The sequence below is a fragment of the Lysobacter ciconiae genome, from assembly GCF_015209725.1.
Classification (GTDB): Bacteria; Pseudomonadota; Gammaproteobacteria; order Xanthomonadales; family Xanthomonadaceae; genus Novilysobacter; species Novilysobacter ciconiae.
Map to the genome: position 1 here is coordinate 770421 of NZ_CP063656.1, position 11616 is coordinate 782036.

Sequence of the window (11616 nt, forward strand, 5' to 3'; positions counted from 1 at the left end):
CAGCGCGGAGGCCGATGGTGGCAGAGGTTTGACGCGCCCGACGCGCGTCGAGGTGCCGATCAGGCGTACTCGTCCAGCAAGCCCCGGCGGAGCGGGATCGGTGCCGTTGTCGCGCCGCGGACTGGCATGCCGTCAATGGCGTCGGTGCCGAGGTCGTCAGCGGCGGCAGCGCTCGACCTGCCGGAGTTCCCGCCTTGGCCCCCGCCGACATCGGCCTGGGCGAGCTGCAGGCCGTGCTGGTCGAGCAAATCGCGAAGGCGGCCGACGCTGGCTTCCAGCGCCTGGCGGACCTCGGCACTGGCAGACGCGAATTCGGCGGTGACGCGCGTGCCGTCCAGCTGCAAACGCACGTCGATGGGTCCCAGGTGGTCCGGGCTGATCCGCAATTGCGCATGCCCCAGTCGCTGTTCCGCCATCCAGCCGATACGGGCGCCGAAGCCGTCGTCAAAGCCGGCGTCGGGATCGGTCGGCATCGGGATCGGCGCGCCGGGCAATGGTGTTGTTGCCTTCTGGCCGGGCCCGGTGATGACAGAAGCTTGCCCCGGAAGGACAAACTCCACCGGATCCACGGTTTCCGATTCCGACGAGCCGGCGGCAGCAGCCAGCGGCATTGCCGCGCCAGCGCTGGTGGAAATGTCGCCCGCCGCATCCGCGCCGTCGACCGTTCCGATGGTCGGGACGGGGAGCGCGCCGGCAGCGATCGCCGGTGAAGCGAACGCGCCGTTGCCAAGCGGAGCTGGCCCCGGCGCGCCAGCGCCGAGCAACGTGGCGGCCGCACGGTTGCCGGTTTGGGTGGCGTCGAGATTGCCTGCGGTCGAGAGCAGGTCGCCAGCGCCATCCCCATCGTCAGCGTCGCCGCCAGCGGGTGGTGGGACGGGAGGCCACGCGTTGCCTCCGAGCAGATTCAGGATCTGCTCGGGCAGGTCTTCGGCAAGGTCTTCGTCGGTGGGGTCGTCGTCCCGTGACCCGGGTTTGGAGGACGAATCGCCTCCACCTCCGGTGGCGGCACTTTGCGCGGTTGCGGACGTGGAACCGGAGCCGGCGAGCAAACCGGCAAACGTCCCTTGCGGGTCGTCGCCGGGGGGGAGTTGCTGCGACGCATTCGCTTCTGGCGTCGCGGGCCGCACGGGCGCACCGCCCGCCGGTCCGCCACCACCGACGCCTCCCGCCATCATGTTTGCGGCTCGGGATCGCGACTACGCACGGCGTTCAAGGAGCGTCGCGCGCCCAGATCGTCCAGTTCGCGCTGGCTGCGCTGCTCGTCCTTGCGCGATTCCTCCGCCCGGTAGCTGGCCGAGAGTTTCTCCAACACGTGGGTCTCCCGGCTTGCCAGCAGCAAGCGGGCGCGTTCCACCTCGCTCTGCTGGCGCGTGTCGGTGACGACGCGGCTTTGCTGGGCGATCGCCACGTCCAGGCGCTCGCGGAACGCCAGGCGGTTGGCGAGCAGCGCCGGGCTGGTGACGGCCGATCCTCCCGGGGTGGCGTATTCGAGGGCGTAGCGACGCAGCGCCTCCAGGCGTGCTTCCTGCTCGCTGACGGCGCGGTCCCGCGCGGCGACGTCGCGGGCGACATCGTCCTGCTGGCGCTGCTTTACTTTCAACAGGGGATCCAATCGTTGCGATCGCATCGGGGTCATGCCTCCTGCACGGCAGGGTTGGTGGAGCGGGGAATGTCGGAGGTGTCGTCAAGCAGTCGGGCCAGCGCCGCGCGGCTTGCATCCACATCGGCGCCCTCGGCCACGTCCTGGCCGAGAAACGCCTGGATCGCCGGCCAGCGGGCAAGGGCCTCGTCGACGGCCGGATCGCTGCCGCGCTGGTAGGCGCCGATGGCGATCAGGTCGCGCTGGGCGGAGTAGGCGGCCAGCAGCCGGCGCAGCTTGCGGATGCGCTCGCGCCACGCCGGGTCGGTGATGTCCTGCATCACCCGGCTGACCGACACCTCCACGTCGATGGCCGGGTACTGGCCGGCGTCGGCGATGCGGCGCGTCAGCACGATGTGGCCGTCAAGGATCGCGCGGGCGGCGTCGGCGATGGGTTCCTGCTGGTCATCGCCCTCGGTGAGGACGGTATAGAACGCGGTGATCGAGCCGCGCCCGTCGGCGCCGTTGCCGGCCCGTTCCACCAGTTGCGGCAGCTTGGCGAACACCGAAGGCGGATAGCCACGGGTGGTCGGCGGCTCGCCCACAGAGAGGCCGATCTCGCGTTGGGCCTGGGCGAAACGAGTCAGCGAGTCCATCAGCAACAGCACATGCAGGCCCTGGTCGCGGTACCACTCCGCGATTGCGGTGGCTCGCAAGGCGCCGTGCAGGCGGGCCAGCGGCGGGCGATCGGCCGGTGCAGCCACCACCACGGCGCGGCGCATGCCTTCCTCGCCCAGCGTCGCCTCCACGAAGTCGCGCACCTCGCGGCCGCGCTCGCCGACAAGACCGACCACGATCACGTCCGCGGCGGTGTAGCGCGTCATCATGCCGAGCAGGGTCGACTTGCCGACACCCGAGCCGGCGAACAGGCCGATGCGCTGGCCGCGCCCGATCGGCAGCAGCGCGTTGATCGCGCGCACGCCGACATCCAGCGATCGGGTGATCGGCTCGCGCGTCAGTGGATTGATGATCTGACCGCCCAGGCCGACCCAGCTTTCCGGGCGCAAGGGTCCGCGGCCGTCCAGGGGCACGCCGTCGCTGTCGATCACGCGCCCCAGCAATCCTTCGCCAACCGCCACTTCGCCGCGTTGGCGGGTAGTCACCACGCGAGCGTTTGGCAGCAGCCCGGCCAGATCAGCGGTGGGCATCAGGAAGGTGCGGTCGCCGGAAAAGCCGACCACTTCCGCATCCACCCAGCGCCCGCCCGAGGTTTCCACGCGGCAACGCGACCCCAGCGGTGCGCTGCATCCGGACGCCTCCAGGGTCAGCCCGACGGCACGCCGCAGCACGCCCTCGCGCGCCAGTCCGAGGGACGGCGGCTGCGGGTCGATCGCGCCCAGCCGCGCCGACAGGCGCAGGTTGCGCATCTCTTCCCATTGTTCGGCGGCGATGCGGCTCATGGCGCGTCGCCCCGGTTTGCGTCGGCTTCCCTGGCGGCATCCAGGCAGGCCTGCAGACGCGAGGCCAGGGTGCCGTCGATGCGCACGCTCTCGCTGTGCAGCCGCAGCTCGCCGCGGGCCAGCGTGGTGTCATCGGTCAGGCGCACGCCGCTCAACCCCGCCAGATGCGGCGCCAGCACGCCCAGATCGTCGGGATGCAGGCGCAGTTCGATCTCGCGCGAGCTGGTGCCCACCGCATCCAGCGCCTCGCGGACCAGATCGGCGAGCAGGGTGGGGTCGGCCTGGTAGGTGCGGCCCAGCAGGTTGCCGGCAATGCGCACTGCCAGTTCGCCCAGCGCATCGGCCACTTCATCGTCCAGCCGGGCCAGCGGGCGGGTGAAGCCGTCCAGGATGCCTTCCATCTGCGCAATCATCCTGCGCACCTCGGATTGTCCGCTGGCCAGCCCCGCGGCATGGCCGGCCGCGTGGCCGCTGGCGTAGCCTTCCTCGCGCGCGGCCGCCTCCAGTGCCTGCAGCTCCTCAACGCTGGGCAGCGCGGGCACCGGCTCGTGGACATCGGGCATCCCGCTGGACGCCGTGACGGTATCCAGATCCGGCGCAAGCCACCGGACCGCCTGCATGCTGTCGGCCAGGGCAATCATACGAATGCTTCGGTCTTGGCCGACAGCTGGATGGTGCCGCTGTCGGCCATCTTGCGGACCTCGGCGAGAATCTCCTTCTGCGCGGCCTCGACCTCGGCCAGGCGCACCGGGCCACGGGCCTCCATGTCCTCGATCAGGATTTCCGCGGCGCGCTGGGACATGTTGGTGGTGATCTTGGCGCGGACCTTCTGGTCTGCTCCGCGCAACGCCAGTGCCAGCTTGTCGGGTGATATCTCGCGCAGCACGGTCTGGATCGTGCGGTCATCCAGGTCGACCAGGTTGTCGAACACGAACATGAGCTCGCGGATCTGCACGCTAAGCGCCTCGTCGATCTGGCCGATGTTCTCCAGGATCGTCTCGTCCTGGCCGCTGTCCATGAAGTTGAGGATGTTGGCGGCCACGCGCACACCGCCGATCGAGGAGGACTTGATGTTCTGGCTGCCGGCAAACTGGCGCGCCATCACGTCGTTGAGCTCATTGAGCGCGTTGGGCGGGATGCCATCCAGCGTCGCCAGGCGGAGCAGGACCTCGGCGCGCACGCGCGGGGTCAGGCACTTGAGCACCTCGGCGGCCTGGTCCTCGTCCAGGTGGGCCATGACGATGGCGATGATCTGCGGGTGCTCGTTGCGCACCAGCTCGGAGATCGCGCGCGGCTCCATCCACTTCAGCGTGTCCAGGCCGGAGGTGTTGCGTCCGGCCAAAATGCGGTCGATCAGGCTGCCGGCGCGCTCCTCGCCCAGTGCCTGGGTCAGCACGGCGCGGATGTACTCGTCGGCGCCGGCGCCCAGCGCGCTGGGTTGCGCCAGCGTTTCGACAAACTCGTCGAACACCGCACCCACGGTGGTGCGCGACACGCCACCCACCGATGCCATGGCCATGCCGAGCTTCTGCACTTCCTTGGCCCCCATGTGCTTGAGGACCTCGGCCGCCTGCGCCTCGCCAAGGGACAGCAGCACGACCGCCGCGCGCTGGACGCCGGACAGCGGTTCCTTGGACTCAACCATCGACTTCCACCCAGTTGCGGATCACGTTGGCGACCCGTTTCGGGTCGTTGCTGACAGCGGTGCGCGCCACCTGCAGCTTCTCGTCAAAGTCCAGCAGCGGGGCATTGGGGTCCTCGGCCGGCCGTGGGGCGGCCCGAGGCGCCGACAGCGCGACCGGCACTTCGTCCTCCTCGATCACGGTCGCCACGGCGACCTGCGGCTTGACCGGTCCCATCAGCTGGCGCAGGGCAGGGCGCAACACGGTGAAGATCAGCGCCAGCACGGCCAGGCCGCCCAGGGCGATGCGCAGCAGCTCGCGCAGGCGCGGGTTTTCCCAAGCGGGCGGACCGCCCGGTTCGTCGATCGTCTCGCGCGCAAACGGTGCATTGACCACGGTGACCATGTCGCCGCGCTGGGCGTCGAAGCCCACCGCCTGCTGCACGAGTGACTGGATGCGCTCCAGCTCGACCGCGGTGAGTTCGCGGCTGACGATCTTGCCGTCGGCCGACGGCGCGCCCGGGACGTTGTCCACCAGGACCGCCGCGGTCACCCGGGTGATCCGGCCGGGCGCCTGGCGGGTGTGGGTCAGGGTGCGGTCGATTTCGTAGTTGCGTACCGCCGTGCGCGCGCCGTTGGTGGACGGTGGCGGCGGCGCCGCCGCCGCCGCCGCCGCGGGATCGGGTGCCCCGGCGGCGGGAGCGGCCGCGACGGGATCGGGCGTATTGCTTGCGCTGCCGGGAACCCCTTGCGGCGGCTGGGCTGCGCCAAGGTCCCCGGACTCGGAGATCTGCTCGCTGCGCACGATGGCCGCCTCGGGACCGTAGACCTCGCGGGCCTGCTCGGTCTGGGCGAAGTCCATGTCGACGCTCACCTGGGCGCTGACCCGCCCCGGACCGGTCATCGGCGCGAGCAGTTCCTGGATGCGCTGCACGTAGAGCGCTTCCTGGCGTTGCTGCTGTTCAAAGCGCTTCGCACCGATCGCCGAATCGCTGTCCGGATCGGATTGCGAGAGCATGCGGCCGAACTGGTCGACGACGGTGATGCTTTCCAGCGGCAGCTGCGGAATGCTGTTGGACACCAGGTGCACGATCGCGCTGACCTGGCCGGCCTCCAGCACGCTGCCATTGCGCAGATGCAGGACGACCGAGGCGCTGGCCGGTTCCTTCTGGCGGGTGAACGCGCTCGGCTTCGGGATCGCCAGGTGAACTCGCGCTTCCAGCACCGGGCGCAGGTTGGCGATGGTGCGGGCCAGCTCGGTCTCCAGCGCGTGCTGGTAGCGCGCGTTCTCGACAAACTGGCTGGTGCCGAAACCCTGGTCACCCTGCAGCGACTCGAAGCCGCCGCCGTTGTTGGCCGGCAGTCCCGCCGACGCGAGCGCCAGTTTGGCCTGGCCGCTCTGGTCGGTCGGCACCGCGAGCGCGCCGCTGGCCGGGTCGATGCGGAACGGGATGCGCGCGCTGCGCAGCAGGTCGGACGCCTCGCTGGTGGACTTGGCGTCCAGACCGGCGAACACCGGCACGTAGTCGGGCCGCTGGGTCCAGAAGAACAGCCACAGGCCGATCGCGATCGCCACGGCGACGAGCGCGAAGGTGCCCATCTGGCGGACCACCGGAATGTCCTGCAGCGGACCGATGTCGCGCAGGCCGGCCAAGGGATTCTTCGGCAAGGGAATGACGCTCATTGGCGCGTGCTCGGGAAGTGGCTCATATCGGCATGTTCATCACGTCCTGGTACGCCTGGACCATGCGGTTGCGGACCTCCACGGTGGCGCGGAACGCCACCGTGGACTGCTGCATCGCCACCATGACCCGCGCCAGGTCGGCACGTGGATCGCCCATTTCAAAGGCCTGCTGCAGCTGGCCTGCATGGTTCTGGGCGCGACTGACGTTGTCGATCGCGTTGTTCAGGGTTTCAGAGAATCCGGGTCCCTTCAGTCCCTCGGACGCGCCGATGCCGCCGGGGCTGATCGCGCCCGGATTGATGGCATTGCTGGCCGGCGCGTCGCCCATGCGTCCGCCGGCCTGCGACTGGTGCGCGCGGATCTGGGAAAGAATCGAGGAAATCGCATCGCTCATGCGGAACTTCAGGCCGTCTGGTCAATGCGCCTGTCGATGCAAGGGGTGTGCCATGCGCGTGCCGGGAACCCGACGCGGCGGGTTCCGGTCAGCGCTCGATACCGTACTTCCGCAGTTTTTCCACCAGCGTGGTCCGGCGCAGGCCCAGCAGCGGCGCCGCGTGGGCGACAACGCCGTCGGCCTGCTCCAGCGCGGCGCGGATCAGTTCCAGCTCGACATCGGCGATGTGCGAGCGCAGGTCCATGCCCTCGGCAGGCAGGGTGGCCCGCGGCGACACCGCCGAGGCGGGATGACTGAGCTCGGCGGCGCCGTCCTCTGCATCGACCGGCGTTGAGAGTGGGGCCGGTTCCTCGGGCAGCTCGGCCAGGCCCGCACGGTATCGCGCCGGCAGGTCGCTGGCGCGGACGGTTTCGGCCGGATGCAGGACCGCCAGACGCTCCAGCAGATTGCTCAGCTCGCGCACGTTGCCCGGCCATGCGTACCGGCGCAGCACGTCGACCGCGCCCTCGCTGAGGGTGACCTTGCCGCGGCCGGCTTCCGCCAGCTGGCGGGTGATCGCCGAGATCAGGTCGGGGAGGTCATCACTGCGCTCGCGCAGGGCAGGCATCTCGATCGGGAACACGTTGAGCCGGTAGAACAGGTCCTCGCGGAACTTTCCTTCGGCGATATGCGATTCCAGGTTTCGGTGGGTCGCCGCGATCACACGCACATCGCACTGGATGGTCTGGTTGCCGCCGACGCGCTCGAACGTCCGTTCCTGCAGGACCCGCAGCAGCTTCACCTGCATCGGCATGCTCATGTCGCCGATCTCGTCCAGCAGCAGGGTGCCGCCGTCGGCCATCTCGAAGCGGCCCTTGCGCTGCGTCAGCGCCCCGGTAAACGCACCTTTCTCATGCCCGAACAGCTCGCTTTCCAGCAGCTCGGCCGGGATGGCGCCGCAGTTCATCGCCACGAAGGGGCGGTCGTGCCGACGCGAGCGCGCGTGCACGGTGCGCGCAGCCACCTCCTTGCCGGTGCCCGATTCGCCCAGGATCAACACCGTGGTGTCGAACGGTGCGACCTGATCGATCATCCGGGTCAGGCGCAGCGTCGCCGGGCTGCGGCCGGTGGGCCCGCTGGTGGAATGCTCGCGCTCCTCGTCCTGGTGGATGCGTTTCAGGCTGGCGCGACGCAGCGCCTCCTGCAGTTGCGCGCGACGGACGGGGTAGTCCAGCGGCCACAGCGTTTCGGGATGCAGCGACGAGCGCCACGGCGCATCATCGCCCGTCCCGCTGAGGACCATCAGCGGCGGATGCAGCGGCTGGGCCGCGATCCACTGCACCAGCGCGGGCCACGCCGGGTCGGTCGACACATCACCCACCACGATCGCCACCCAGTCGCCCGGCCGCGAGCGCTTGATATCGATGTCAGCGGGTTCTGCAAGCCGCGGCGTGAAATCCATGAACTCCAGCAACGTGGCGACGCGCTCGGCACGCTCCATGTTGCTGTCGAGTACGAGGATGCGCGACTCGCTCATGACGACACCCGCAGCGCCGGCTCGATGCCCAGCGTGCCCGCCAGCGTTTCCAGCAGCGGCACCACATCGTGGATGTAGGACAGTTTGCTGACGAAGGCATCCGCACCCGCGCGCTGGGCGTGCTCGCGGTGTTCGGTGTCGTCAAAGTGGCTGGCAATCACCACATAGGGCGGGTTGTCCTGGGCCTTGATCAGGCGGGTGGCCTGCAGCCCGCCCATCTCGGGCATCGCGAGGTCCATCAGGACGGCATCCGGATGGAGCGCCTCGCAGCGGGCAATCGCCTCGATACCGTTGGCGGCCGAACCGATCACAGTCACCCACTGGAGCCGGCGCAGGTGGCGCACCGCGGCATTGATGAAGCCTTCGTGGTCATCGACAAGCAGGACGTTGAGATTGCGCATCTGGGACTACTCCGGGTCAGCCGGCGAAGGGAGTCGGGGCCGGTCGCTGGCGTGAGCGGGCGGGGCCGATGGATAGCTGGTCACGGTATTTGGCTACGGTACGACGGGCAATGCGAACACCCCGTCGTTCCAGAAGCCCGGCGATCGTGTCGTCGGCCAATGGCGCATGGGGTGGCTCTGCATCGATCAGGCGCTTGACCATCGCCTTGACGGCGGCGCCCGAGACCGCAGCGCCTTCCAGACGCACCGCGAACAGGCGCTTGAGCTCGAAAGTGCCGCGCGGGGTCTGGATGTATTTGCCCGTGGTGATGCGCGATACGGTGGATTCGTGCATCGCGATCGTGTCGGCGACTTCGCGCAAGGTCAAGGGCGCGATGGCCTCCTCGCCGCGCTCCAGGAAACCGCGCTGCCGCTCCACCAGTACCTGCGCCGTCCGCAACAGCGTCTCGTTGCGCATCGCGACGCCGCGCACCAGCCAGCGGGCTTCATCCAGAAGCCCGCGCAGGACGGACTGGTCGCCCGGCGCGTCTGCCAGGGCGCGTTCGCAGTGCGCGGCAACCCGTACGCGCGGGGCGGCGCGTCCGTTCAGGGCCACGCGCCAGTCGCCACCGATGAACCGCACCACCACGTCGGGAATGATGTAACCCCCAGTGTCATCGGCAGGTTCCTCAACGGCGCTCGGGCTCAGCGCTCGAATGAGGCCGATCGCGCGTTCGACCGTCGCCACATCGGCGCGCACCGTCTTGGCGAGTGCGCCGACCTCATTGGCCGCCAACAGGGCGATATGCCCGTCCAGGATACGCTCGGCCAGCTGGAAGGTAGCGACCTCATCGGTGTCCGTGGCCCGCAAGTGCGAGCGTTGCGCGCGCAACTGCGCACGAAGACATTCCGACGCGTCCGCTGCGGCCATGCCCGGCCAGGGACCGTGCAACAGGCGGAGACGGCTCAGACGCATCTCCGCCTTGGCCACCGCCAGGGCACGCGCGCCCTGTGCGATCAGCTCGCGCACGGGCTGCTCCAGATAGCCGCGGTCATCGCAGTGATCCAGCCACCACTGGGCCAGCGGCAGAGCATCCGGATCCCACTCGAGCGCGAGCTCCTGCAACAGCCGCACGCGAGGGTCCGACGAACTGCCATCGGCGATGCGGGCGATGCCGTCGTCGTCGGCGCCGCTCCCGCCGGGGGGGTTGGTGGAGCCGTGCATCGGCTCGGGAAGCTCGTCCCAGGCGGCGGCTTCCAGCGCTGCGTCGTCGCTCTGGCACTCGCCCGCGTCGATATCCGTCTCGCCGGCTTCGTCGCTCTCGTCCTGCTCCAGCATCGGGTTCAGCGCCAACGCCTGCAGCAGTTCCTGCTCCAGCTGCGGCGACGTCAGCTGGAGCAGCCGGATGGACTGCAACAGTTGCGGCGTGAGATTGATGGATTGCGCGAGTTGCGCGCGAGCAGCTTGTTTCACGACTTTCCCCCGAAATCCGTCATGTGCCGTGCCCTGTCCGGTTTCCGGGTGTCACGTGGTACGGATCATGCATGAAGGAGTCTACCGGATCCGTGACCCAGGTCATTTCACCTGCACGAATGCGGTCCGCGAACGGGCAGGACCTTCAAATGACGGGTTTCCGGCGCCGGCATTAACCGGTCCGCGCCAGTACCCAAGGGTGTGGGCACCTGGATCGGCGAGGACGCGGATTACTGCATCAACGCGCGCGACGCGACTCCGCAATTGCGCGGCGATGGACGCGGAACAGGTGGCGCTCCAGCGACGCCGTCAGCGCCGGCGGCAGCGACAGGAAGCGCAGCCACAGGTGATGGCCGTGCGCGTCAGCAACGCTGGCCAGGACGCTGGCGGGCAGCTGGAGGGTTTCAGGCAGCCAGTCGCAGGGCTGCACCCGGAACATCCCCTGCGTGCCCGGTGACGAGGCGGCGGCTGCGCCACCGCCGACTGCCAGGCAGACGCCCAGCGCCGACCAGCGGAATTCGCGTGCCGGGTCGCCGGTCTCCTGGTTGTTGACCAGCGTCGCCATCAGCGCGGTCAGCAGATCGAGCTTGGCTTCCACCCTCTGCATGGCCGAGTCCTGCGGGCTGCGCTCCTCACCGTCCTCGTTGCGGCTGTCCTCGACCACCGCGATCGCCCGCAGGAGTGCGTCGCTGCGCAGGCAGGCCACGCGCTGGGCATTCGCGTCCGGTTCGCCGGGCAGGAAGGTCGCCGGGCGGATTTCCTCGCATGCCAGCGTGTCACCAAAGACCAGCGCGCGGGCGTTGTCGGCGTTCATCGTGTCTCCCGGTACGCCCGGACGCTGTCGTGATTGGATTTCAAGCGCTGCAGGGCTTCGGCGGCCTGGGCACGGGCAAACTTGAGATGCGCCAGAAGGGCGTTCTGCTCGGCGAGCAGCCCCAGCCAGGCGGAACGGTCAGCCGTGGAGGGTGCAGCCAGCGCCGCGCGCACATCCCGCTCATGGTGCGCGATCAGCTCCATCGCGACGTCCAGTTGGTCTGCTTCCATCGCCTCCCGGATGGCAGCGGTCGGGAGCATTGGAGTGCTCATTCCGGTCACGGGCGGACAGCCGGCTGCCCTTGGTGTGTTCCGGGCGCAATGGCGCACCACGCCGATTCGATGTCGCCCAACAGGCCGTCGATCTCCTCCAGCGGTGCGCGATCGTTGTCGATGTTGGCCTCCAGCAGGCGACGTTGTGCGTAGTCGTACAACGCCTGCAGGCCGTCGGCGATCTCGCCGCCCGCCGCCATGTCCAGTGCACCGTTGAGACCGCCGATGATCGCGCTGGCTTCGCTGATCGCCTGCGATTTGCGCGGCAGGTCGTCGCGTTCCAGGCATGCGATGGCGAGCCGGGCGCGTTCACGGGCTCCCGCGAGCATCAGCGAAATCAGCTGGTGCGGACTGGCGTCCAGCACCGCGCTGTTGACGCTTGTCTGGCGGTACTGGTTGGCGTAGCTGCGGGCGCTGTGCAT

Annotated in this window: 13 protein-coding genes; all 13 read right to left on the reverse strand. The window is 69.2% G+C overall.

The window, feature by feature from the left end; translation table 11 throughout:
* Positions 1-59: 59 nt before the first annotated feature.
* The 13 genes from INQ41_RS03480 to fliS all read right to left on the reverse strand — a co-directional run bounded on the left by INQ41_RS03480 (position 60) and on the right by fliS (position 11616).
* Positions 60-1175 carry a flagellar hook-length control protein FliK gene (locus INQ41_RS03480; RefSeq protein WP_193986246.1) on the reverse strand — a complete coding sequence of 372 codons (1116 nt, stop codon included), beginning with the start codon at positions 1173-1175 and terminating at the stop codon, positions 60-62.
* Positions 1172-1627, reverse strand: a complete 456-nt coding sequence (gene fliJ, locus INQ41_RS03485) for a flagellar export protein FliJ (RefSeq protein WP_193987193.1) — start codon at positions 1625-1627, stop codon at positions 1172-1174. The genes INQ41_RS03480 and fliJ overlap by 4 nt, the downstream gene beginning before the upstream one ends.
* 5 nt (positions 1628-1632) lie before the next feature.
* Entirely contained in the window at positions 1633-3039 is a 1407-nt protein-coding gene (gene fliI / locus INQ41_RS03490) for a flagellar protein export ATPase FliI (RefSeq protein WP_193986248.1), read from the reverse strand.
* Positions 3036-3680, reverse strand: a complete 645-nt coding sequence (locus tag INQ41_RS03495) for a FliH/SctL family protein (RefSeq protein WP_407074247.1) — start codon at positions 3678-3680, stop codon at positions 3036-3038. The genes fliI and INQ41_RS03495 overlap by 4 nt, the downstream gene beginning before the upstream one ends.
* Positions 3677-4663 (reverse strand): flagellar motor switch protein FliG, encoded by a 987-nt coding sequence (fliG, locus tag INQ41_RS03500; protein WP_193987195.1) that lies wholly within the window; start codon positions 4661-4663, stop codon positions 3677-3679. Before fliG ends, INQ41_RS03495 begins: the two co-directional genes overlap by 4 nt.
* A 13-nt stretch (positions 4664-4676) precedes the next feature.
* Positions 4677-6344 (reverse strand): flagellar basal-body MS-ring/collar protein FliF, encoded by a 1668-nt coding sequence (gene fliF, locus INQ41_RS03505; RefSeq protein ID WP_193986249.1) that lies wholly within the window; start codon positions 6342-6344, stop codon positions 4677-4679.
* Positions 6345-6366: 22 nt separating this feature from the next.
* The gene (fliE, locus tag INQ41_RS03510; protein WP_193986251.1) at positions 6367-6738 is read right to left on the reverse strand and encodes a flagellar hook-basal body complex protein FliE; all 372 of its coding nucleotides are present in this window, start codon (positions 6736-6738) and stop codon (positions 6367-6369) included.
* A gap of 88 nt (positions 6739-6826) precedes the next feature.
* Positions 6827-8254, reverse strand: a complete 1428-nt coding sequence (locus INQ41_RS03515; protein WP_193986253.1) for a sigma-54 dependent transcriptional regulator — start codon at positions 8252-8254, stop codon at positions 6827-6829.
* Positions 8251-8655, reverse strand: coding sequence for a response regulator (locus tag INQ41_RS03520; protein ID WP_193986254.1), 405 nt, complete (start codon positions 8653-8655; stop codon positions 8251-8253). The genes INQ41_RS03515 and INQ41_RS03520 overlap by 4 nt, the downstream gene beginning before the upstream one ends.
* Before the next feature lie 16 nt (positions 8656-8671).
* Positions 8672-10108, reverse strand: a complete 1437-nt coding sequence (gene rpoN / locus INQ41_RS03525) for an RNA polymerase factor sigma-54 (protein ID WP_193986255.1) — start codon at positions 10106-10108, stop codon at positions 8672-8674.
* A gap of 238 nt (positions 10109-10346) precedes the next feature.
* A complete protein-coding gene (locus tag INQ41_RS03530) occupies positions 10347-10922 on the reverse strand; it encodes a PilZ domain-containing protein (protein ID WP_193986256.1) in 576 nt (191 codons plus the stop codon).
* Positions 10919-11182 (reverse strand): hypothetical protein, encoded by a 264-nt coding sequence (locus INQ41_RS03535; RefSeq protein WP_193986257.1) that lies wholly within the window; start codon positions 11180-11182, stop codon positions 10919-10921. Before INQ41_RS03535 ends, INQ41_RS03530 begins: the two co-directional genes overlap by 4 nt.
* A gap of 17 nt (positions 11183-11199) precedes the next feature.
* Positions 11200-11616, reverse strand: coding sequence for a flagellar export chaperone FliS (gene fliS / locus INQ41_RS03540; RefSeq protein ID WP_193986258.1), 417 nt, complete (start codon positions 11614-11616; stop codon positions 11200-11202).

Excerpts from the sequence above, each read along its gene's own strand:
- fliF (WP_193986249.1), bottom strand. The coding sequence starts at position 6,344 with ATGAGCGTCATTCCCTTGCCGAAGAATCCCTTGGCCGGCCTGCGCGAC.
- fliJ (WP_193987193.1), bottom strand. The coding sequence starts at position 1,627 with ATGCGATCGCAACGATTGGATCCCCTGTTGAAAGTAAAGCAGCGCCAG.
- fliI (WP_193986248.1), bottom strand. The coding sequence starts at position 3,039 with ATGAGCCGCATCGCCGCCGAACAATGGGAAGAGATGCGCAACCTGCGC.
- fliE (WP_193986251.1), bottom strand. The coding sequence starts at position 6,738 with ATGAGCGATGCGATTTCCTCGATTCTTTCCCAGATCCGCGCGCACCAG.
- INQ41_RS03515 (WP_193986253.1), bottom strand. The coding sequence starts at position 8,254 with ATGAGCGAGTCGCGCATCCTCGTACTCGACAGCAACATGGAGCGTGCC.
- INQ41_RS03480 (WP_193986246.1), bottom strand. The coding sequence starts at position 1,175 with ATGATGGCGGGAGGCGTCGGTGGTGGCGGACCGGCGGGCGGTGCGCCC.
- INQ41_RS03530 (WP_193986256.1), bottom strand. The coding sequence starts at position 10,922 with ATGAACGCCGACAACGCCCGCGCGCTGGTCTTTGGTGACACGCTGGCA.
- INQ41_RS03535 (WP_193986257.1), bottom strand. The coding sequence starts at position 11,182 with ATGCTCCCGACCGCTGCCATCCGGGAGGCGATGGAAGCAGACCAACTG.
- INQ41_RS03495 (WP_407074247.1), bottom strand. The coding sequence starts at position 3,680 with ATGATTGCCCTGGCCGACAGCATGCAGGCGGTCCGGTGGCTTGCGCCG.
- INQ41_RS03520 (WP_193986254.1), bottom strand. The coding sequence starts at position 8,655 with ATGCGCAATCTCAACGTCCTGCTTGTCGATGACCACGAAGGCTTCATC.
- fliS (WP_193986258.1), bottom strand. The coding sequence starts at position 11,616 with ATGCACAGCGCCCGCAGCTACGCCAACCAGTACCGCCAGACAAGCGTC.